This window comes from Lutibacter sp., from assembly GCF_016342705.1.
Taxonomy (GTDB): Bacteria; Bacteroidota; Bacteroidia; order Flavobacteriales; family Flavobacteriaceae; genus Lutibacter.
In genome coordinates this window covers 26,051-50,047 of sequence record NZ_JAEINV010000001.1, presented here as the reverse complement: position 1 = coordinate 50,047, position 23,997 = coordinate 26,051, and the positions used below count along the sequence as shown (strand labels likewise).

Sequence of the window (23,997 nt, the reverse complement as noted above, 5' to 3'; positions counted from 1 at the left end):
CCATGGTGCTACAATTTATTTTAGGTTTTCTTGCCTCGTTTGTAGCAGCAACACCTCCTGGATTACTAAATTTAACTTCGTTAAAAATAAGTTTAGAAAAAGGTAAGGAAAAAAGTTACAACTTTGCTTTTGGTGTTTCAATCATCATATTTTTTCAAACCTATTTTTCTTTAATTTTCACCAATTACATTCATAGTAAATCTAATATAGAATCTTCTTTGCAATCTATTGGTGTTGTATTATTTTCATTGCTATCTATTTACTTTCTTTATAAAGGTATTAAAGAGAAAAAAACTCAAAAAATTAAAAAATCTAAAATTAAAAATAGTTTTACGCTTGGTTTAATTTTAGCTTCTTTAAATCTTTTAGCAATTCCATATTATTGCAGCGTGGGAGCGGCTTTAAAATCATACGGATATTTAGATTTTTCACAAATTAGCATCTTAATATTTGTTGTAGGATCTAGTGTAGGCACGTTTGCGCTGTTAAGTATTTACAACAATTCAGCTAAAATTATTCAAAAGAAAATTGGACTACTTGCCAGAAATTTAAATATTTTTTTAGGTATTATTACAGGTATCATTGCTCTTATTGCATTAATTAAAAGAATCAATTGAAAGAATCATCCAATTTTTTCGAAAAAGTTTATGAAGTAGCTGTACAAATTCCCTTTGGAAGAGTTACTAGTTATGGGGCAATTGCAAAATACTTAGGCGCAGCTCGTTCTGCCAGAATGGTTGGTTGGGCAATGAACGCATCACACAATAATAATGATATTCCAGCACACAGAGTTGTCAACAGAAAAGGCTTACTAACAGGTAAACATCATTTTGACGGTACAAATTTAATGCAGCAATTACTTGAAAGCGAAGGAATTATAATTAAAGATTTTCAAATTCAAAATTTTGAGTCCGTTTTTTGGGACCCTTCAAAAGAGTTGCCAATACCTTAATTTAACTAAAACTGTAACAACTTCTATATTTCTTTTTATATAGCCTCTTTCAATATTCAATGGAACTCTGTATCTTTGTTGTTTAGAATGATTTTATATAAACAACATGGCATATAGCAAAAAAGATATAACAAAAGCCCTTGAAACCATTACAGCACCTGGCGAAGGCAAAAGTTTAATTGAAAGCGGCGCAATAAAAAACATAGTAACTTTTGACAAAGAAATTATTGTTGATGTAACTATTGCAAACCCTTCATTACAAGCAAAAAAGAAAATTGAAGTTGAAATAATGAAAGTATTACATCAAGAAATAGATGTAAAAGCAGACGTTAAAGTAAACGTAACTTCTGATACTAAAAATGAAGAGTTTAAACCAGAAAAGCCAAAAGTTCCAGGAATTCAAAATATAATTGCAATTGCTTCAGGTAAAGGTGGTGTAGGAAAATCTACCATTACTTCAAACATGGCAATTTCATTACAAAAAATGGGATTTAAAGTTGGTATTTTAGATGCTGACGTTTACGGACCTTCCATACATTTAATGTTTGATGTTGCAAATGCAAGACCTTTATCTATTGAAATTGATGGTCGTTCAAAAATGCAACCTGTTGAAAGTTACGGTGTAAAAATATTATCACTTGGCTTTTTTACAGATGCTAACCAAGCAGTAATTTGGCGTGGCGCTATGGCTTCAAAAGCATTAAATCAAATGATTTTTGATGCGCATTGGGGCGATTTAGATTTTCTTTTAATTGATTTACCTCCGGGAACTGGTGATATTCACTTATCAATAGTACAATCTGTCCCTGTAACTGGAGCTGTAATTGTTAGTACTCCACAAAATATTGCGTTGGCAGATGCTAAAAAAGGAGTTGCCATGTTTAAACAAGAAACTATCAATGTTCCTGTTTTAGGTATTGTTGAAAATATGAGTTATTTTACACCTGCAGAACTTCCAAACAATAAATATTATATATTTGGAAAAGATGGTGCAAAAAATTTAGCTGAAGATATAGATACCGCATTTTTAGGTGAAGTGCCTTTAGTACAAAGTATTAGAGAAGCTGGTGATGTTGGACATCCAATTGCATTACAAGATAACACACCTTTAGAAATTGCTTTTGCAGAAATTACTAAAAACACCTTATCTGAATTAGTAAAAAGAAATACAGAATTACCACCAACAGAAATAGTTAGAATTACAACTATGAGTGGTTGTAGTACAAAATAATTTATTTATGGGAACAGAAGAATTAAGACTAAATATAGAAAATGCTTTACAAGAAATTCGCCCTTACTTAGAAGCTGATGGAGGAAATATTTCATTAGTTGATATTACTGACGACATTGTAAGTGTTCAATTAGAAGGCGCTTGTTTAGGATGTTCTGTAAATCAAATGACACTTAAAAACGGAGTTGAGGCAACTATAAAAAGGCACGCACCTCAAATTAAAAGAGTTATTGAAATTAATGGTATTACTTTTTAATTTTCAATGAAAATAATTAAAAAAGAGCGACTTAAGTCGCTCTTTTTTGTTTCTATTGCTACCAAAAAAAGTATATATTTGTAATAATGATAGCAATTTATACTGAATTATTAGCACATCTTAAATTCTTAATTAAAAGAAACCCTGAATGATTTCAGTAGTTTAAAGATATCTGTATGTGTGAAATTAATGCGTATCTTTAATAATTACAATCCAAACCTTCACTCCTAGTTGGATTTTTTTTAAGCTAACTTCTCCCTTTCGGGAATACTAATAACTAAAAATTTCAATTTATGCCTAGATATTACTCATTAGGTAAAATACCACCTAAAAGACATACAACATTTGAAAAACCAACCGGTGGTTTGTATCAAGAAGAATTATTTGGTACGGCCGGATTTGTTGGTATGTCATCTTTAATTTATCATATTCATCCACCAACAGTAGTTTCAGAAATAAAACAACTAAAAAATGTAACTCCAAAAATTGCTGTTGAAAAAAATATGAAAGCGCTAAGCTTTAAAGGATTTTCTTTACAACCAGTAAAAGATTATTTAGAAAGTAGAAAAACACTTTTTGTAAATACCGATTTACATATTGGATTAGCTGCTCCCAAAGAATTTTCAAAAGAATATTTTTACAAAAATGCAGATGCAGATGAAATGCTTTTTGTTCACATTGGTTCAGGAATTTTAAAAACAATGTATGGAAATATTCCATTTGAATATGGCGATTATTTAATAATTCCAAAAGGAACCATTTATCAAATTGATTTTAATTCTGAAGAAAACCGATTATTGTATGTGGAATCATTTAGTCCAATTGTAACACCAAAACGTTACCGCAATAATTTTGGACAATTATTAGAACATTCACCATTTTGTGAACGCGATTTTAAGCTGCCTTCTAATTTAAAAACCTATGATGAAAAAGGAAATTTTAAAATTTTAATTAAAAAACAAGGTGTTCTATGGGAATATCTGTACGAAAATCATCCTTTTGATGTTGTTGGTTGGGATGGATTTAATTACCCATATGCATTTTCAATTCACAATTTTGAACCCATTACTGGAAGAATTCATATGCCACCACCAATTCATCAAACATGGGAAGCTGCTGGTTTTGTAGTTTGTTCCTTTGTTCCAAGAATGTATGATTATCACCCAAAATCAATTCCTGCACCTTACCATCATAGCAATATAGATTCTGAAGAAATTTTATATTATGTTGATGGAGATTTTATGAGCAGAAATAATATTGAAAAAGGTCAAATTACCTTGCATCCCGGTGGAATACCGCATGGACCTCATCCCGGAGCAATTGAAAGAAGTGTAGGGAAAAAAACTACAGAAGAATTAGCAGTTATGATTGACCCTTTTAAACCCGTAATGATTACAGAAGAAGCCTTAAAGTTAGAGGTAGATGATTATTATAAATCTTGGTTAACCCATTAAATTAAAGAAAAATGTCAGATTTAAAAAATAAACAAAATTTCAACTACGGTTTAGAAAAAATATTTTCAGAAGCCGAAGATTTTTTACCTTTATTAGGTACTGATTATGTAGAATTATATGTTGGAAATGCAAAACAAGCAGCTCATTATTACAAAACTGCTTTTGGTTTTCAATCATTAGCATACGCCGGATTAGAAACTGGCTTAACAGACAGAACTAGCTATGTACTAATTCAAGATAAAATTAGATTGGTTTTAACAACTCCCATGCCAAATGCAAAAAATAAAGAACTTTTTGAGCATATATCAACACATGGAGATGGCGTGAAAGTTGTAGCGCTTTGGGTTGAAGATGCCACAAAAGCTTGGGAAGAAACTACAAAAAGAGGTGCAAAATCTTATTTACAGCCAACAAAAGAAAGTGATGAAAATGGGGAAGTAATCCGTTCAGGAATTCATACATATGGTGATACTGTTCACATTTTTGTGGAACGTAAAAATTACAATGGTGTTTTTCTTCCAAAATTTGAAAAATGGGAATCAACCCACAACCCAACAAATGTTGGTTTAAGATATATTGATCATATGGTTGGAAATGTAGGTTGGAACGAAATGAATGTTTGGGCAAAATTTTATAATGAAATTATGGGTTTTGCCAATCTTATTACTTTTGATGATAAGGATATTTCAACCCAATACACTGCGCTAATGAGCAAAGTAATGACCAATGGAAATGGGCGTGTGAAATTTCCAATAAATGAACCCGCAGAAGGCATAAAAAAATCTCAAATTGAAGAATATTTAGATTTTTATAAGGGTGCTGGAATTCAACATATAGCAGTGGCAACCAATAACATTTTAGAAACGGTAAAAGAAATGACAAAACGCGGGGTTGAGTTTTTATATGTTCCTGGTTCCTATTATGACACGGTAATGGATAGAGTTGGTGAAATTGATGAAGATTTAGCGGAATTAAAGGAGTTAGGAATTTTAGTAGATAGAGATGATGAAGGCTATTTATTACAAATTTTTACAAAACCTGTCACTGACAGACCTACGCTATTTTTTGAAATAATTCAACGAAAAGGAGCACAATCTTTTGGAAAAGGAAATTTTAAAGCCTTATTTGAATCCATAGAAGCAGAGCAAGAACGCCGAGGAACCCTTTAAAAAACAATACAATAACTCATTAATTAATAAAAGCTTAACAACAATTGTTAAGCTTTTAGTTACTTTTGGAACAGTTCTTGTATTTTTACTATTAATTATGAACTATTCAACTACTAAATGAAAAAATTAATACTACTAATTACACTATTTATTACAACCATTTCCTTTGGGCAATCGGTCAGAAATTTAATTCCAGAAAAGAAAAGTGCTTTTCAGAGTGGTGAATGGTTAAAATTTAGAATGAGCTACAGTAATTTTTTAAATGCTGGCTATTCCACTATTGAAGTACGAGGAGCAAGCAATAAGGGAAAAGAAGCATTTCACATTTTAGGAAAAGGAAAATCTACCGGTTTGGTAAGTTTGTTTTTTAAAGTAGAAGATGATTATCAAACTTTTATGTATAAAGAATCTTTAAAACCATACCGATTTATTAGAAAAATAAATGAAGGAGGTTACACCAAAGATCAAGAAATATTTTTTGACCACGACACAAAATTAGCAACTGTAAATAACTACAAACATAAAACAATTGAAAAGCACCCAATAAGCAGTGACATTCAAGACATGTTGTCAGCCTTATATTTTTTAAGAAATCAGGATATTTCAAATTTAAAAAAAGGTGACAATATAGAGCTACAAATGTTTATGGATGATGAAATAACAGTTTTTAAATTGCAATTTTTAGAAAAAGAGATTATTAAAACAAAATTTGGAAAAGTAAAAGCTATAGCTTTCAGACCATTAGTGCAAACGGGTCGCGTTTTTAAGGAACAGGAAAGTGTAACAGTATGGGTAAGTGACGATGCTAATAAAGTTCCACTTCTAATAAAAGCCAATTTAGCGGTAGGTTCTTTACGAGCCGATTTAGATGCTTTTAAAGGTTTAGCCAACCCTTTTAACATTATTTTTAAATAATTTAATTGTATTTTCGCGTTTTATTTTTTATCCTATTATAAAATTTTAAAACCAGTCAATTGAAAAAATTTATTACCCTAATTTCCCTCGTACTTATCATTGCTTGTAAAAATGACAATCAACAGGCTAGCATTATTACTCCTGAACCAAAAATCATTCACGAATTTGGTTTTACGTTAAATAATTTTAAAGTAATTAATGACACCATAAAATCTGGAGAAATTTTTAGTGATATTTTATTAAAAAATCATGTTGAATACGCTCGAATTTTAGAGATTGTAAACAAAGTGCGCGACACATTTAATGTGCGTGGTATGAAAGCCGGAAAGCCTTACACAATTTTAGCAAAAAAAGATTCTACAGAACAAGCTCAGGTTTTTATTTACCAAGATTCAAAAGTGAATTATACCGTTATAGATTTTAGAGACTCTATTCCGGTGGCTCATAATAAATCTAAACCCATTAGAACTGAAATTAAAACAGCTTCGGGTATTATTACAAGTAATTTATCAAACGCTATGGATGAACAAGGCTTAAACTTATACTTAGCCTATGATTTATCGGATATTTACGCTTGGACTATTGACTTTTTTAGACTTCAAAAGAATGATAAATTCAAAATAATTTACGAACAACATTATATTAACGATACTATTCCTGTTGGTATTGGAAAAATAAAAGGCGCCTATTTTGAACATGTTGGAAAACCCTTTTACGCCTTTAAATTTACCACAGATTCTATAAAAAATATTTCTGACTATTACGATTATGAAGCTAATAATTTAAGAAGACAATTTTTAAAAGCGCCTTTAGAATTTAAGCGAATTACCTCTCGTTTTAATTTAAACAGAAGAATTGCTTTTTATGGAAATAAAGTAAGACCACATAAAGGAACTGATTTTGCAGGACCAGTTGGCACTCCAATTATGAGCACTGCAAACGGAACTGTTATAGAATCCCAATACAAAGGTGGTAATGGAAATTATGTAAAAGTGAAGCATAATGGCACCTATACAACTCAGTATTTACATATGAGTAAAAGAGCTGTAAAAGTTGGTCAGCATGTAAGACAAGGAGATGTTATTGGTTATGTTGGTATGACGGGGAATACTTCGGGACCTCACGTTTGTTATCGTTTTTGGAAAAATGGAGTTCAAGTAGATCCTTTAAGAGAAAAATTACCAACTTCAGAACCACTTAAAAAAGAATTAAAACCATCATACTTTAAACATATTGACCCTTTAAAAAATAAGTTAGATTCAATAAATTATCCGAAAACAACAAAAACAACTTCAACAAAAGAAGAAGATTTAAATACATAGATTATGACCATGAAGAACGTAAATCCAACAGAAACACAAGCTTGGAAAAAGTTGACAGCGCATTATAATGCAACTCATAGTACACAATTAAAATCGTTATTTAATAATGATAGCGATAGAAAAAACAAGTTCACCATTAATTTTAATGAATTTGAATTTGACTATTCTAAAAATAGAATTACAGAAGAAACTTTAGGTTATTTACTAGAATTAGCGAACGAAGTAGATTTAAAAGGTGCCATGGATGCCTATTTTTCTGGTGAAAAAATTAATAAAACTGAAGGAAGAGCCGTATTGCATACAGCATTAAGAAATCAGTTAAACAATGAAATTTTTACCGATGGCGTTAATATTATGCCTGATGTAAAAGCTGCTTTAAGTAAAATGGAAGCATTTACTAATAAAGTGGTTTCAGGTGAATGGAAAGGGTATACCAACAAATCTATAACCGATGTTGTGAACATTGGAATTGGAGGTTCAGATTTAGGACCAGACATGGTTGTTGAATCGTTAAAATATTACAAAAACCATTTAAATGTACATTTTGTTTCTAATATTGATGGAGACCATGTGCAAGAAGTTATAAAAAACTTAAATCCAGAAACTACCTTATTTGTCATTGTTTCAAAAACATTTACAACACAAGAAACACTTACAAATGCCACTACTATAAAAAACTGGTTTTTAAAATCGGCTTCAACAAACGATGTGCCTAAACACTTTGTGGCGGTTTCAACCAATTTAAAAAATGTAAGTGAATTTGGAATTGCAACTGACAACATATTTCCAATGTGGGATTGGGTTGGAGGTCGTTTTTCTTTATGGAGTACCGTAGGATTATCTATCAGTTTAGCTGTAGGGTTTGAAAACTTCCACAACTTATTAATTGGTGCTTTTGAAATGGATGAACATTTTAAAAACACACCTTTTGAAAAAAACGCTCCAATAATTTTAAGCCTTATCGGAATTTGGTATACAAATTTCTTTCATTCAGAATCTGAAGTTATTTTACCATATTCACAATATTTAAGTAAACTAGCACCATACTTACAACAAGCAATTATGGAAAGCAATGGTAAAAGTGTGGATAGAAATGGAAACAGGGTAAACTACCAAACAGGAAATATTATTTGGGGAGCTCCAGGTTCAAACTCTCAACATGCATTTATGCAATTATTACATCAAGGAACAAAATTAATTCCTGCAGATTTTATTGGTTTTAAAGAATCGTTATATGGAAATAAAGACCATCACAACAAATTAATGGCTAATTTTTATGCGCAAACCCAAGCTTTAGCAGAAGGTAAAACCAAAGAAGAAGCACATTTAGATTTAAAAACTGCCGGTAAAATGGATGAAATTGCAACTTTATTACCTTATAAAGTGTTTGAAGGAAACAAACCGAGCACTTCAATTCTTATTGATAAATTAACACCAAAAACTCTAGGAGGTTTAATTTCTTTCTATGAACACAAAATTTTTGTACAAGGAATCATCTGGAATATATATAGTTACGATCAGTTTGGTGTAGAACTTGGAAAAGAATTAGCAAATAAATACCTAAAAACAAGCAACTTATAACAATTCATAAAATTTCTCATTGAGTTTTTAACAATTTCTTACCATTTCATTAAGATTTGTTAATATTTATTTGACTGATTTTCAATTGCAATTAGTGATTTTTGTATATTTAGAACTTCTTAATTAATTGTTAAAATTTAACAATTAATTAAAAACTGAATCAACAATTTTTTGCACTTTTGCAACACATTAATTCAAATCAAATTACACAATGAGAAATTTTAAAAATTGGCTTGTGATGGTTATGTTGTTTTCAACAGCTGTCATTTTTGCACAAACCAAACTTACAGGTAAAGTAGTTGATGAAACAAATCAACCATTGCCAGGTGCTTCAGTAATCCTAAAAGGGGCTACTTCTGGAGCTTCAACAGATTTTGATGGAAATTTTACATTTGAAACAAGCGTTTCAAACGGAACCATTCTAGTTTCATTCGTTGGATATGAAACTAAATCATTTACTTTTACTAAAAGCACAAACTTTGGAACAATTGGACTAAAGCCTTCTGCTGAATCATTAGAAGAAATTGTAATTACTGCCACTTCTTTTGCAATTGAAAGAAAAACACCAGTTGCCGTATCAACTATTAAAGCAGATGTTATTGAAAACAAATTAGGTTCTCAAGAATTTCCTGAAATTTTAAAATCAACACCAGGTGTTTATGCTACTAAATCAGGTGGTGGATTTGGTGATGGTAGATTAAATTTAAGAGGTTTTAACTCGGAAAACGTTGCGGTTATGATTAACGGTGTCCCTGTTAATGACATGGAAAACGGTAGAGTATACTGGAGTAACTGGGCTGGTTTAGCAGATGTTACTAGTGCAATGCAGGTACAAAGAGGTTTAGGTGCTTCTAAAGTTGCTGTACCTTCAATTGGTGGTACTATAAACATTTTATCTAAAACTACGGATGCTGAAAAAGGTGGAAATATTATTTCAGGAGTAGGAAGTGATGGCTATCAAAAATACGGAGCTACTGTATCAACTGGATTACTTGATAATGGATTAGCAGTTACAGTTTCTGCATCTAAAACAAAAGGTGATGGTTATGTTGACGGAACTCAATTTGAAGGTTACAACTATTTTGTAAACGTTTCTAAACAATTAAACGATAACCATAAATTATCATTCACTTCTTTTGGCGCTCCTCAAACACATGGGCAAAGACAAAATAGAAGTACTATTGAAACTTACAGAAATGCTGAAAGTGGAAATAAATTTAGCCCAGACTGGGGTATTAAAAATGGACAAATTGTGAGTACTGAAGATAACTTCTACCACAAATCACAATCTTCTTTAAACCATTATTGGACAATCAGTGACAAATCTGATATATCAACATCACTATATGCTTCTTGGGGTACAGGAGGTGGAGGTGGAATTGCTGGTGACTATGGCTTATTTAATGTAAGATTAGGTGGTGACGACCAACCAATAGATTTAGATAATATTGTTGATATTAACAGAGCAAACGGTGCATTAGGATCAGTTTCTTGGTTAAGAGCTTCTAGAAATGACCATACTTGGTTTGGAATGTTATCAACTTTTAAAACAGAATTAAATGAAAATTTAGACTTTATTGCTGGAGTTGATTTAAGGACTTATACTGGAAGTCACTTTACAGAGGTAACTGACTTATTAGGTGGTGCTTATGTGGCCGACAACAGTGATATTAATAACCCAAACAGAACACTTAAAGTAGGTGATAAATACAGTTACAACAATGATGGTAATGTTGGATGGCAAGGGTTATTTACTCAATTAGAGTACTCTAAAGACGATTTATCAGCATTTATCTCAGTTGCTGCTTCAAACACATCTTACCAAAGAGTAGATTACTTTTTATATTTAGATAGTGATCCGTTAAAAGAAACTGATACTTATAATTTTGCAGGATACAGTGTGAAAGGTGGTGCTAACTATAATCTAAATGAACAACATAACGTATTTGCAAATATTGGATACTTTGAAAAAGCTCCTGGATTTAGTGCGGTTTTCCCTAACAATGATAACGTTCGTATTAATGATAAAGCTGAAAATCAAAAAATATTTAGTGCTGAATTAGGTTACGGATTTAGAGGTGAAAAATTTGCTGCCAATGTAAACATATACAGAACACAATGGAATGACAGAACTTTTACACGAACACTGTATAATAGTGGAGTCACTTATTTCGCAAACTTATTAGGTGTAAATGCATTACATCAAGGTGTTGAATTAGATTTTAATTATAGACCTTCTGACAAATTAACAGTAACAGGTATGTTATCATTAGGAAATTGGGAATGGGATAATAATGTAGAAAATGTTCAAGTATATGATGAAGATCAAAACCCAATTGGAAATCCATATAACCTATACATTGAAGGTTTAAAAGTTTCTGATGCTGCTCAAACAACTGCGGCTTTAGGTTTAGATTATGAATTAATGCCAAAAACTCACTTTACTGTTGATTATAACTATTTTGCTGATTTATATGCTGACTATAATCCTGACAGTAGAACAACTCCTGGAACACCACAACCTTGGAAAGTACCTGCTTATGGTACTTTTGATGCAAGTGTTAGATATGGGTTTAAAATTGGAGATTTAGACACAACACTTACAGGAAGAATGAACAACGTTTTTGATACTGAATATGTTGCTGATGCATTAGATGGTATAAATAACAATGCTCAAACCGCATTGGTATGGTACGGATTTGGAAGAACATTCAACATCAGTGCAAAAATTAAATTTTAATTAAAAAATAATTTAGACAATGAAAAAATTTATTTATTTAATAATGGGATTAAGCTTGCTAATTACAAGTTGTAACCCGATGGATGATATCCATGCTGATATTGATGCCCAAGATAATCCTATTGTAGGTGATGCAGTAATTACATTGAGTGATGAAGATTATGATGCTTTAGATTTATCTTATGGAAGTTTTAGCACATTAGACGACGCTAAAAATATGCTTCCAGATTATTTATCAAGTTTATACCCAGTTTGGGGAAAAGGATCTTCAGTTTTAGTAAATTATAAATTATACTTAGGTAGCGCTTTTAAAGTAAGTAGCTACAGCTTAAAACAAGCTGATTATACTTTAAGTGGAAGTAATTTATTAGGCTTTAAATTTGATGCTAATCCTGCAAATTACCTTGGAGGAATTATAAATTCAAATATTAGTAGCCCTAAAGAAGGTGATATAGCTGTTGCTCAATATTACCAATTTACAGGTGATGCTTATTCAATAACTCCAACTGTTTCTTTAGAAGAAAATTTTGATTATGGCGCTACTGCTGGTGATTTATTAACTATAGGTGCAGGTGCTTGGGCAAGTCATTCAGGTACTGCAAATCAATTACAGTATACTACTTCAAATTTATCTATGGCAAATTACCCATCATCAAATGTTGGTGGCTCAATTCAAATTTCAAGTGCTGGTTCAGAAGATGTAAACAGTGCATTACCTGCAACACTAAGTTCAGGTACTGTATATTATAGTGCATTAGTAAATTTAAGCTCCGTAGGGTCAGGAACTTATTTTATGCATTTTATGGATGATACATTTGGATATGCTGCTAGATTGGGAGCTAAAGATGATGGCTCTGGTAAAATTTCATTTGGAATTGGAGCAAGTTCAACACCTTCAGATTATAGCACTACTTCATATGAATTAAATACAACCTATTTAATTGTTGCTTCTTATAATACTGCTAATGGAACAGCTAATTTATATGTTTTAGATGCTGCTGCAACTTCAGAGCCTGCATCGCCTGTGGTAAGCAATGTTGGAAATCCTGGATTAACAGTTCAAAAAATTGCTGTTAGACAAGGTGGAGGTGGTCCTTCTGCAACTATTGATGGAATACGTGTAGCAAATACTTGGTCTGCTATTATGAGTAATGCTGTATTATCAGATGTAATAATTGGAGATAAAGAAGCTAAGGAATCTGTATATACATATGCAAGTGGAGTTTGGTCTTTACCATCAAAGGTGTACGTTTTAACAACTGATGACTATAACTCTATGGGTACAGCATCTGGTCAACCTGGTAGATATGATAACTTTGACAGCTCAATGGGTACAGATACTTATATCACTAAATTTTTAAGTATAAAATATCCTTATGCTAAAGATGGAGATGAATTAAAAGTTATTTATAAATATTATTCTGGTGGTGCACAAACTAGAGGGAATTTATATACAGTAGTAGATGGTAAGTGGACGGCTTACCAATCTACTCAAGAAACCTCTTTACAATTTGCAAACGATGGTGTAACTTGGGTTCCTGATAATACTATTAAATATGAGTTCTTAAAAGCTGACTACGATTATATAGTAGCCACATTTGAAAATACTGATGGTTATGCAACCGCAGTTGGCAATCTAAAAAATTACGGAAACATAAGTACATTTAACTGGACTGTGCCTCAAATTGATGCTGCTATAAATGCAGTTTTAATGAACAGATACCCAGGAATGGAAGAAGGTCAAAAATTTGGTGTTACAATTTATGTTTATGATGGAACATCTCATAACACAACAATTAACTATATCCTTCAAGGAGGAACTTATGTTAGAAGTTAATAACATTTTAAGTGCCTAACTTTAGGTTTCATTAAAAATATTTTAAAAATCTCCAAGAGTTCAAAAGCTTTTGGAGATTTTTTTATCTATAACCTTTAGCTTATAAAACCCTCAGTAAGTAGTCGTCTATTTTGGTTACAATCTTCTTGTTGAAGCTTAATTTAACACCATATTTAACTGTTTATATCAAAAAAATAATTTCAATTACATATTTTTTCTAAATCATATTCCATTTGCTATTAACTACCAGTATTGCTTCACTTTTCTAAAAACCTAAACATACTAAATAATATATTTTCAATCCTCTAAAAGTGATTTATTTTCTAGTATTAACCTATGTTTCAGCTTTTTTCAAGCTCACAAATTTCCGAATAACAATCTCCTATTGTTACTAAATTTTGTTCAGCCATTTTTTATTGGCTTTATAATGTATTTTAGATCTCTTTTGTTACAATTTTTATACTAATATCAACTATCCTAGCAATTTTTTAATTCACTTATTAAATCGCTTTATTTCCTTAGCAACTTTTAAAATTCAATAAAGAAGCATAAAAAACATCCAGATGTTATAATATTAACATCTGGATGTTCTGCACTAAACATCTAGATGTTTAGAATTAACTGCTTCACAAATTAAAAACAGTGCTTTATAAATTTCACCTATTCCTTTATTAATTTTAAGATGAACGGTTGTTGGTTTTTCATAATTTTTACCATATAAATTCCTACTGGATGTTCTTCAATATTTAATTGAATCTTACCATTTTGAACTTTATGCATATTTGATGAAACCAATTGCGATTGCATATTGAATACTTCAACAAGCACTTCATCATTTACATCAGAAATAATAACTTCAACATGTCCTTTTGTTGGATTTGGATAAGCATAAATACCATCCAAAACATCAATTCTTTTTGAAACAACTCCTTCACAAGATATTGCAGTTTTTAACTCAACAAAATCGCCTTGCTTAATATCATTAATTAAAATCTCAAAATCAGTTGTACTTACCACTTCATTATTATTTACAAATACCTTAAATGGTGGAGTTCCTGCTTCAACATTAAATGAGATTGATTTTGAAGAAACGCTTGTTTTTGCAGAAACCGTAGTGCCTGCATCTATTTTAACAATAAAACATTGTTCATATCCTTCACCTGCTACAGAAATACAAACATCGTATGTTTTTGGAACTAAATTAGAAACTACTAAATTATTATTTGAAAAACTATAGGAAGTTCCATCAATTAAAGCTACATAACTATGTGTTGCATTAGCCGTAATTTTTATTTGTCCGTTATTTTTATTTGGACATGTTTCACTAATTGTTTCAAAAGCAAAGTTATTAGATGCCAATGTAAAGCAACCATTTCCATCAACTGTTATTCCAACTGCAGTGTTTGGACATTTATCTTTATCGTTTTTCACTCCATCATTATCGTCATCTAATTGGCTTGCTCCACAACCTGTTGCGTTTACATTTTCTCCTACTGGTGTATTTGCGCAAGTATCTAAATTATTCATTATACCATCATTATCATCATCTAACTGACTTTGTCCGCAACCAGTAGCATTAACCGCTTCTCCTGTTGGTGTATTTGCACATTCATCTAAACTATTTTGAACACCATCATTATCATCATCTAATTGACCATTTGAACAACCATTGGCGTCAACAGCTTCTCCTGTTGGAGTATTTGGACACGTATCAATATTGTTCATTACGCCATCATTATCATCATCTAATTGGCTTGCTCCGCAACCATCACTATCTACTTGTTCACCATTTGGTGTGTTTTGGCAACTATCTTCACTATTAATTACACCATCATTATCGTCATCTAATTGACCATTTGAACAACCATTTGCATCAACAGTTTCTCCTGCTGGTGTATTTGCACAAGCATCAACATTATTCTTTACACCATCATTATCATCATCTAATTGGCTTTGTGCACAACCTGTAGCGTTCACTGCATCTCCTATTGGTGTGTTTGCACATTCATCTAAACTATTTTGAACACCATCATTATCATCATCTAATTGACCATTTGAACAACCATTGGCATCTACAGATTCACCTGTTGGGGTATTTGGACATAAATCATCTACATTTAAAACACCATCATTATCAGTATCTTCATTTTCATTTTCAGCTGTAATTTTAAAACTATCTACTGTCCAACGCGTTGGAACGCCATTTGAATAATATTTAAAGGCAAAATAAGCAGATCCAGTTATTGAACTAATATTAACATTAGAAAATTTAAAAATTTCTTCTGTACTGCTGGTGTTTGATTTAATTGGAATGGTAATATTTGGAACTACTTCCCACGCAAAATCAGCAGGATTTCCAGCACCAGGATAATCCGTAGAATATACTAATTCTAATGGAGAACTTCCATACGCTGCATCGGTATAAAAACTAAGTTTCTCTCCAGTATTTGCATCAAAATCAATAGGAGTTGTTGTAATTAACCAGTCTTTACTTGCAACCTCTTCTTGATAGCCATTTATTCCGTATGAACCAGAGTTATTTTCACCAAATTGTGCTTCACAAGCCCAATTTTTAGTACTTGCTTCGTTGTATGGTACAAATTTAGTATCAGCACAATTATTAAAATTCTCTTCAAATAAAATTGTTGGGCCAACTTGTGTTGTAAAATTATAGGAAGCGCTAAATTCAGATTGATTATTAGCGGCATCTCTTGCTTTTAGGGTTATGTGATATGTAGTACTCGGACTTAAATTAAGAACGTTAACAGAAGTTGTAGGTGAAGATTTTAAATAATCTCCATTTACATATACTAAATAATCATAAACACCAACATTATCTGTAGAAGCTGTCCATGTAATTGTTGCACTTGTATCTGTAATATTAGAAGCAACTATATTTGTTGGTACAGACGGAGCAACAGAATCTGAAGATCCACCCATATTCCATTTATCTTCTGCAGCTAAACCGCCCCAAATTACTGTTGCTAAATAAGGGTTGTCAACAAAAGGATTTCTATTTCCTTGTATACCCTCTAAAATATTATTTCTATTTTCTTCAAAAGTTGAAACAGGGTCTTCCACATTCCATTTTAAAAATAAATCAATCATATTAGTATCAGAAGCTAACGTTGTTCCAAACCCTACATTAATTGGTAGACATTTTGTTTCAGATACTTTAGAACCATCACCATTGTAACGTGTATACATATACATTACTATTCTGGCTATATCTCCTTTCCATTCATCTCCAGGATACCAACCTCCATTAGTAGAAATAATTCTAGAATCTCCACTACCATCCGTAAATTTATTATTACTTCTTGTTGAATTTCTATCTTGATCTGCTGGTCTCAAATTATGAACATCTGTTCCAGGACCAGGTTCATCTGTCCCAAATGCTGGAATTGCCAATGATTTTGCAAAAACATGTTCTCTATTCCATTTTCCAGCGATATATGAAGAACCGGCTTGGTCTAATTTTGAACGGCTTCTATCCGTAGAAAAATTTCCATCAGTATTATCATAACCATAAATAAGCAATACGTTTGCAGCATTGTCTGGATCTTCATCACCACTTTTACACGCATCCCAAACATCCACGGGTGATCCTGTATAAGGAATTCCGGTATGAGTAGCTACTAATTTTGCAGATAATACTAAAAAAAGATCATTCCCTGTGTTTGATAAATCAACATCATTATAATAAGATTGAACTTGGCTATAAAAGGGAACTGTAAATAAAAACAGAAATAAATATTGTAAAATTTTTTTCACTTTAAAATAGATTTAATTAATTTTTGCTGATTTTTTATCACACAAAAAATATTTATACAAACTTATTATATATTTAGAGAACATTATAATTTTGTGTACAATAATATGTGTATGCTGCGTAGTTAAATTAATAAAGTAATTAAATTTTGCTACTTTTGTTCCCAACTAAAAAAAAACAGAACTATTATGACTAAAATGATACACTCTTATTGGGCTTATATTGTGCTAATTTTATTAATTTTCGCCATTGTAAATGCCGTTATGGGTTTAAATTCTAAAAAAGAATTTACTGCAAAAGATTTAAAAATCTCCTTATTTGCTTTAATAACATCTCACATTCAATTAGTTATTGGATTTATTGCCTATTATACTTCCGATTATTATTTGACAATGAGAAGTGCTGGAATGGGTGAAGTAATGAAAAATAGCGATTTAAGAAAAGTGTTAGTTGAACACCCTTTGGTTGGAATAATTGCAATTACTTTAATTACCATTGGTTTTTCTAAACATAAAAAGAAAACAATAGCTGCTGATAAATTTAAAACAATCGCAGTTTTTTATGGAATTGCATTACTTTTAATTTTAAGTAGAATCCCGTGGTCTCAATGGTTTTCTAACTAATAAATATAAAATATGAGGCTGTTTAATAGGACTTAAAAACCGTCAATCTGAACTTGATTTGGGTTCATATAGTTATTGACTATCAGAAAATGAAAATCTGAATCAAGTTTAGAATCACGAAAATTTAATTTTTTGAACAGCCTCGATATTTTTTACAATTATGAAAAAAACAGTATCATACATACTTTCAATTATTTTCTATTTTTTCTATGGAATTTTATTGTTAGTTTTTCATGCAATGCAATGGATAGGATTTACCTTTGGAAAATATAAAGGACACAAAATTGCGGTTGATATAATGAACTGCTCATTTACCTATCTTTTACTTTTATTAGGTAACAGAATTAAATTTATAAACAAATTTGAAATCCCTAAAAATGTTCCTTTAATAATAGTATCAAACCACCAAAGTATGCATGATATTTCTCCTATGTCTTGCTATTTAAAAAACTACCACCCAAAATTTATTTCTAAAATTGAACTAGGAAAAGGATTCCCAAGTATCTCTTATAATCTTAGGCACGGAGGCTCTGTATTAATTGATAGAAAAGACCCAAGGCAATCTTTATCAGCTATAAAAGAATTTGCACAATATATTGAAAAAAACAAGTATGCTGCAGTTATATACCCTGAAGGAACACGAAGTAAAGATGGTGTTCCAAAACGATTTTCTGAAAATGGTTTAAAAATGTTGACCAAATTTGCACCTTCTGCCTATGTGATTCCTGTAACTATCAATAACTGTTGGAAAGTAAATAAACACGGTATGTTTCCACTTGGAATTGGTATAAATGTAACTTTTGAATTTCATGAAGCTATTAAAGCAGATAGTATGGAATTCGAGAAACTTTTTGAAAAAGTTGAAACTACTATTAAAAATTCCGTAGTTTAGCGTCCTACTAAACTAAAGATCAAAACATGTCGGCACACAATATCAGGTTAGAAGTTATGCTAACCCTAGAAAAGAATATAGATACTTTTGTAGAAAAGTTTTTAATTACTCCAGAAAAAATTTGGCAACCAACAGATTTTTTACCAAACTCACAAAGCAGTACTTTTTTAGATGAAGTAAAGGAAATTCAAGAATTATCTAAAGAAATGCACAACGATTTTTGGGTTGTTTTAGTTGGCGATACTATTACGGAAGAAGCCTTACCAACCTATGAATCTTGGTTGTTAGATATTGAAGGAATTACACAACGATCTCCAGAAGGAGGTGATAATGGCTGGGCAAAATGGATTCGTGCTTGGACAGGTGAAGAAAACAGACACGGAGATGTATTAAATAAATACTTATACCTTTCTGGAAGAGTAAATATGCGAGAAGTTGAAATTACCACCCAACATTTAATTGCAGATGGTTTTGATATTGGTACTGCGCGCGATCCTTATAAAAACTTTGTGTATACCAGTTTTCAGGAATTAGCAACCTATATTTCTCATAATAACGTAGCAAAAATTGCCCGTAAAAATGGCCATAAAATGTTGGCTAAAATGTCTAAAATTATTGCTGGAGATGAAATGCGTCACCATTTGGCGTATACGGAGTTTGTAAAACAAATTTTTCAACACGATCCAAGTGAAATGATGTTGGCTTTTCAACATATGATGAAGCACAAAATTGTAATGCCTGCTATGCATTTAAGACATTCTAATGAAGCAAAAGGAAGTCTTTTTGATCAATTTTCAGTAGTTGCACAACGTGCTGGAGTATATACCGGTTTTGATTATGTAGATATTATTAAAAAACTAAATGCCAGCTGGGAAATAGATAAAATTACTGGTTTAAATTCTGAAGCAGAAAAAGCCAGAGATTATTTAATGAAACTTCCTGACAGAATGTACAGAATTACAGAAAGAATTGTGGTTCCAAAAACAAATTATGATTTTAAATGGATGAATCCATTAGTATAACAAAAAAGCTATCTGAATAGTAAAATATTCGTCAACCTTAACTTGATTCAGGTTCTCATAATTATTAAATATAAATATGGTGAGATTCTGAATCAAGTTCAGAATGACGGTTTTCAATTCTTTTCAAATAGCTTTTTATAATATTTTGAAGGTATCTTTATCCTTTAAAAAATTTAGTTTAATACGAGTTGCTGTAATATGTGTTTTATCTATTGTAATTGATACTACATCTTCTCGGTTAGGCAAAGCATTAATTAACTGTTCTCCCAAACAATTATAGACTGCAGAATGACCGTTATATTCCAATCTACCTGCATCAACTCCTACTCTATTCACACCAATAGAATAGCAAATATTTTCAATAGCTCTGGCACTTAATAATATATCCCAAGCACTAATTCTTGGTTTTGGCCAATTGGCAACATACAATAATATATCATACTCATCTACATTTCTAGACCAAACAGGAAAACGCAAATCATAGCAAACTAACGGACAAATTTTCCATCCTTTATAGTTTATTATTATTTTATTTTCACCAGCAGTATATACCTTTTCTTCGCCGGCTAATGTAAATAAATGCCTTTTGTTGTAGTAATTAATTTCTCCAGAAGGATGTACAAATAAAAACCTATTGTAAAACTTTCCTTCCTCCTCAATAATAGCACTTCCAGCAATTGCTGCATTCCGTTTTTTGGCCGTTTCAACCATCCATGCAATTGTATTTCCTTCCATAGATTCCGCAATGTCTTTTGGCTTCATACTAAAACCTGTAGTAAACATTTCTGGCAGAATAATTAAATCTGCTTCTTCACTAATTGCATTAATTTTTTTAGAATAATTTATTAAATTTTCGGCATTTTTTTGCCAAATAATATCCGACTGTATTAATACAATGTTTAAAAATCTATTCATAAAAATAATTATAATCTATTTTTTAATTTTTCAATATTAGCTTTTAAACTTGCTAATTTTTTTTGCCATTTAATTTCATCTTCAGGTGATAACTTTCCTTTAAATTGTAATTTTTGATACTTTTTTAGCTCCTTTTCATATTTACTTTGAGCATCTTCATACTTTTTTTTAGCAGTTTCAGCTTTTTTTATTTTTTTTTCGGCAGCTTTTTGTTTTTTCTCAGCTTTTCTTTGTGCTTTCTCTGCTTTCTTTTGAGCCCTTTCCGTTTCTTTTAATTTTTTTTCTGCTAATATTTGTTGACTTAAAGCATTTTTAATACCTGCCTGCTCCTCATAACTTAAAGTATTGGTAATGTCAATCTTATCCATAAATATTGAATTCCCTTTCACTAAATAAGTAACTCCTCCATAATCTACCTTTTGCGCAAAACCTATTGATACCGCAAAAACAAAAAGAGTTGTAATCACTAATTTTAACGTTTTCATGATTTATTTTTTTTCGTTCTAATAAATTTACAAATTAAATTGAACATAAAATAGCCGCAGCTTGTTTTAAAGTTTCATCTGTTTTTGCAAAACAAAAACGCAAAACTTTTGTGTCTAGTTTATTTTCATTAAAAACAGAGATAGGAATTGCAGCTATTTTTTTCTCCTTAGTTAATCTAATGGCAAAATCATAATCGTTCTCAGTAGTAATATTTTTGAAATTCAGCAATTGAAAATACGTGCCTTTTGAAGGTGTAAATTTAAAACGAGCATCTTGTATTAAACTCAAAAACAAATCTCTCTTTTGCTGATAAAAGCCACTTAATTCTAAATAATTATTGGGTGATTTTAAGTATTCAGCTAAGGCAACTTGTGTTGGATGATTTACACTAAATACATTAAATTGATGCACTTTTCTGAATTCAGCCATTAATTCTTTTGGAGCTATACAATAACCTACTTTCCAACCTGTATTATGAAATGTTTTTCCAAAAGAGGCTGTAATAAAAGCTCTTTCAGCCAACGCAGGAAATAATGCAGCCGTTTGATGTTGCTCTCCATCAAAAATAATATGTTCATATACCTCATCACTTAATAGTACAATGTTAGTGTTGCTAAGCAATGCTTCTAACTGCAACATATCCTCTCTTGTTAAAATTCTTCCTGATGGATTATGAGGCGTGTTAATGATAATCATTTTAGTTTTATCCGAAATCAACCCTTTTACCAATTGCCAATCAATTTTAAAATCTTCTGGATTTAATTGAACAGCAATTGTTTTGCCTCCAAAAAGTTCTATGGTTGGTTCATAACAATCATATGCTGGCTTAAAAATGATGACTTCATCATTCTTTTGTACTGTTGCGGAAATTGCAGTAAATATAGCTTGGGTAGCTCCTGCTGTAATAGTAATTTCTGTTTCAGGATGATAAGAAACGCCGTATAAAAGTTCCATTTTTTGGCCAATAGCCTTACGCAAATATAAAATTCCTGGCATTGGAGCATATTGGTTTTTACCATTTACCATAGCTTTATTCACCATTCCTATTAGTTTTGAATCACTTTTAAAATTTGGAAAGCCCTGCGATAAGTTTAATGCATTTTGTTCCATAGCTAACGCGCTCATTACTGAAAAAATAGACGTTGGAACTTTAGGTAATTTAGAATTAAATGGATATTTATATGTGGGCATTTTGTTGAATTTAGTTTCTAAATTTACTAAATACCAGCGGATTCATCAGAGGAAAACGCTAAAATATCTGCAGGTTGACAATCTAACTCTTTACAAATGGCTTCTAACGTAGAAAACCGAATAGCTTTAGCTTTCCCAGATTTTAAAATAGATAAGTTTGCGGGTGTAATGCCAATTTTTTCAGCCAAATCTTTACTGCTCATTTTACGAGTTGCAAGCATTACATCTAGATTTACAATTATTGACATACTTAAATAGTTAGTTCGTTTTCATCCTTCAAATTTTTAGATATTTTAAATATTTCACTTAAAATAATAAAGAAAAATCCGAAACATAGCATTATTAGAAACGAGTTAAAACCAATTTCTAAACCAATTTTTTTTGAATATATGGAAGTATACAAAAATGATGATCCACCATAAAATATTGAAGAAATAATTAACAAATATCCTATTTTATTGAAATTTACTATCACTATATCATCAAATATTTTTAATTTTTGAAAACAACGAAGTACCTTTTTAAATAAGTAAATACAATAAATTAGTAATAAGTAAACCACCAACATTACTCCTAAAACTAATTTTGTTACAACGCTTGTATGAATAACTTCTAACCCATTTATTTTAATATTATACATACTAATATCATCACTTAAAAAAATAAAAACGAACAAAAATAAAATGAGCGGAACTGAGAACATTGCAAGAATCCACATAATATCCACTATTGCCTTTAAAATATTTAACTTTTTCATAGATTTAGAATTTATGAATACAAATATATTAAATACTTACTGTTAAACGATAATTAATTATTATATAAAAATAAAAAAACCTATTTCATTGCTGAAATAGGTTTTCATAATTGAATTTATCTATTTTTAAAACTATATAATACTAGCCTTTAAATATTCACGGTTCATACGAGCAATATTCTCTAATGAAATTCCTTTTGGACATTCAACTTCACAAGCTCCAGTATTGGTACAGTTACCAAAACCTTCTTCATCCATTTGTTTTACCATATTTCTAACACGGTCTGCAGCCTCAATTTTACCTTGAGGCAATAATGCAAACTGAGATACTTTAGCAGAAACAAATAACATTGCACTTGAGTTTTTACAACTTGCAACACACGCTCCACAACCAATACAAGCAGCAGCATCCATAGATAAATCTGCATTTAGTTTAGAGATTGGGATAGCATTTGCGTCTTGTGTATTTCCTGATGTATTTACAGAAATATATCCACCAGCTTGTTGAATACGTTCAAAAGCCATACGGTCTACAATTAAATCTTTAATTACAGGGAATGCTTTTGCTCTCCAAGGCTCAATGTAAATAGTGTCACCATCTTTGAAAGTTCTCATATGTAACTGACATGTAGTAATACCTCTGTCTGGTCCGTGAGGTTCACCATTGATATGTAATGAACACATTCCACAAATACCTTCTCTACAATCGTGATCAAATGCAATTGGCACTTCATCTTTTGCAACCAATTGTTCATTCAACACGTCCATCATTTCTAAAAATGACATATGCTCTGAAATATCGGTAACTTTATATTCGACCATTTGACCTTTATCTTGAGGTCCTTTTTGTCTCCAAATTTTTAACGTTAAATTCATAATGTC

At 31.0% G+C, this 23,997-nt stretch carries 21 protein-coding genes; 14 read left to right on the top strand and 7 right to left on the bottom strand.

The features are described 5' to 3' along the window. The first annotated feature begins 2 nt into the window (after window positions 1–2). From JEY78_RS00205 to JEY78_RS00155, 11 genes are all read left to right on the top strand, one after another. A complete protein-coding gene (locus JEY78_RS00205; RefSeq protein WP_291845878.1) occupies window positions 3–617 on the top strand; it encodes a LysE family transporter in 615 nt (204 codons plus the stop codon). Next, window positions 614–952 carry an MGMT family protein gene (locus JEY78_RS00200; protein WP_291845876.1) on the top strand — a complete coding sequence of 113 codons (339 nt, stop codon included), beginning with the start codon at window positions 614–616 and terminating at the stop codon, window positions 950–952. Before JEY78_RS00205 ends, JEY78_RS00200 begins: the two co-directional genes overlap by 4 nt. A gap of 106 nt (window positions 953–1,058) precedes the next feature. Then, window positions 1,059–2,183 carry an Mrp/NBP35 family ATP-binding protein gene (locus JEY78_RS00195; protein ID WP_291845875.1) on the top strand — a complete coding sequence of 375 codons (1,125 nt, stop codon included), beginning with the start codon at window positions 1,059–1,061 and terminating at the stop codon, window positions 2,181–2,183. 7 nt (window positions 2,184–2,190) lie between these two features. After that, window positions 2,191–2,439, top strand: coding sequence for a NifU family protein (locus JEY78_RS00190; protein WP_291845874.1), 249 nt, complete (start codon window positions 2,191–2,193; stop codon window positions 2,437–2,439). A 293-nt stretch (window positions 2,440–2,732) separates the two neighbouring features. After that, window positions 2,733–3,893: a homogentisate 1,2-dioxygenase gene (locus JEY78_RS00185; RefSeq protein ID WP_291845873.1), complete on the top strand. Its 1,161-nt coding sequence runs from the start codon at window positions 2,733–2,735 to the stop codon at window positions 3,891–3,893. A gap of 11 nt (window positions 3,894–3,904) precedes the next feature. Then, window positions 3,905–5,062 (top strand): 4-hydroxyphenylpyruvate dioxygenase, encoded by a 1,158-nt coding sequence (gene hppD / locus JEY78_RS00180; RefSeq protein WP_291845871.1) that lies wholly within the window; start codon window positions 3,905–3,907, stop codon window positions 5,060–5,062. A gap of 117 nt (window positions 5,063–5,179) precedes the next feature. After that, entirely contained in the window at window positions 5,180–5,977 is a 798-nt protein-coding gene (locus JEY78_RS00175) for a DUF3108 domain-containing protein (RefSeq protein ID WP_291845870.1), read from the top strand. Window positions 5,978–6,036: 59 nt separating this feature from the next. Then, window positions 6,037–7,299: a peptidoglycan DD-metalloendopeptidase family protein gene (locus JEY78_RS00170; protein ID WP_291845869.1), complete on the top strand. Its 1,263-nt coding sequence runs from the start codon at window positions 6,037–6,039 to the stop codon at window positions 7,297–7,299. A gap of 3 nt (window positions 7,300–7,302) precedes the next feature. Next, window positions 7,303–8,880 carry a glucose-6-phosphate isomerase gene (pgi, locus tag JEY78_RS00165; protein WP_291845868.1) on the top strand — a complete coding sequence of 526 codons (1,578 nt, stop codon included), beginning with the start codon at window positions 7,303–7,305 and terminating at the stop codon, window positions 8,878–8,880. Window positions 8,881–9,091: 211 nt separating this feature from the next. After that, window positions 9,092–11,620 (top strand): TonB-dependent receptor, encoded by a 2,529-nt coding sequence (locus JEY78_RS00160; protein ID WP_291845867.1) that lies wholly within the window; start codon window positions 9,092–9,094, stop codon window positions 11,618–11,620. A 19-nt stretch (window positions 11,621–11,639) separates the two neighbouring features. Beyond that, window positions 11,640–13,457 carry a hypothetical protein gene (locus tag JEY78_RS00155; protein ID WP_291845865.1) on the top strand — a complete coding sequence of 606 codons (1,818 nt, stop codon included), beginning with the start codon at window positions 11,640–11,642 and terminating at the stop codon, window positions 13,455–13,457. A gap of 660 nt (window positions 13,458–14,117) precedes the next feature. On the opposite strand, the gene JEY78_RS00150 is transcribed toward JEY78_RS00155, so the two are convergent. After that, window positions 14,118–17,231: an endonuclease gene (locus JEY78_RS00150; protein ID WP_291845863.1), complete on the bottom strand. Its 3,114-nt coding sequence runs from the start codon at window positions 17,229–17,231 to the stop codon at window positions 14,118–14,120. A 186-nt stretch (window positions 17,232–17,417) separates the two neighbouring features. On the opposite strand from JEY78_RS00150, the gene JEY78_RS00145 reads away from it, so the two are divergent. The 3 genes from JEY78_RS00145 (at window position 17,418) to JEY78_RS00135 (ending at window position 19,766) form a co-directional block, all read left to right on the top strand. Next, entirely contained in the window at window positions 17,418–17,852 is a 435-nt protein-coding gene (locus JEY78_RS00145) for a hypothetical protein (RefSeq protein WP_291845861.1), read from the top strand. A 160-nt stretch (window positions 17,853–18,012) separates the two neighbouring features. After that, on the top strand, window positions 18,013–18,744 hold the full coding sequence (locus JEY78_RS00140) for a 1-acyl-sn-glycerol-3-phosphate acyltransferase (RefSeq protein WP_291845859.1): 732 nt from the start codon (window positions 18,013–18,015) through the stop codon (window positions 18,742–18,744). A gap of 26 nt (window positions 18,745–18,770) precedes the next feature. Then, window positions 18,771–19,766, top strand: coding sequence for an acyl-ACP desaturase (locus tag JEY78_RS00135; RefSeq protein WP_291845856.1), 996 nt, complete (start codon window positions 18,771–18,773; stop codon window positions 19,764–19,766). Window positions 19,767–19,901: 135 nt separating this feature from the next. Here JEY78_RS00135 and JEY78_RS00130 read toward each other — a convergent pair whose 3' ends face one another. From JEY78_RS00130 to JEY78_RS00105, 6 genes are all read right to left on the bottom strand, one after another. Beyond that, entirely contained in the window at window positions 19,902–20,681 is a 780-nt protein-coding gene (locus JEY78_RS00130) for an amidohydrolase (protein ID WP_291845854.1), read from the bottom strand. 8 nt (window positions 20,682–20,689) lie between these two features. Then, entirely contained in the window at window positions 20,690–21,166 is a 477-nt protein-coding gene (locus JEY78_RS00125; protein ID WP_291845851.1) for a hypothetical protein, read from the bottom strand. 34 nt (window positions 21,167–21,200) lie between these two features. Further along, the gene (locus JEY78_RS00120) at window positions 21,201–22,358 is read right to left on the bottom strand and encodes a methionine aminotransferase (protein ID WP_291845849.1); all 1,158 of its coding nucleotides are present in this window, start codon (window positions 22,356–22,358) and stop codon (window positions 21,201–21,203) included. Between the two features lie 26 nt (window positions 22,359–22,384). Then, the gene (locus JEY78_RS00115) at window positions 22,385–22,606 is read right to left on the bottom strand and encodes a helix-turn-helix transcriptional regulator (protein WP_291845847.1); all 222 of its coding nucleotides are present in this window, start codon (window positions 22,604–22,606) and stop codon (window positions 22,385–22,387) included. A 2-nt stretch (window positions 22,607–22,608) separates the two neighbouring features. Continuing rightward, window positions 22,609–23,115 carry a DUF2975 domain-containing protein gene (locus JEY78_RS00110; RefSeq protein ID WP_291845844.1) on the bottom strand — a complete coding sequence of 169 codons (507 nt, stop codon included), beginning with the start codon at window positions 23,113–23,115 and terminating at the stop codon, window positions 22,609–22,611. Between the two features lie 132 nt (window positions 23,116–23,247). Beyond that, window positions 23,248–23,991, bottom strand: coding sequence for a succinate dehydrogenase/fumarate reductase iron-sulfur subunit (locus JEY78_RS00105; protein WP_291845842.1), 744 nt, complete (start codon window positions 23,989–23,991; stop codon window positions 23,248–23,250). Between the last annotated feature and the right edge of the window lie 6 nt (window positions 23,992–23,997).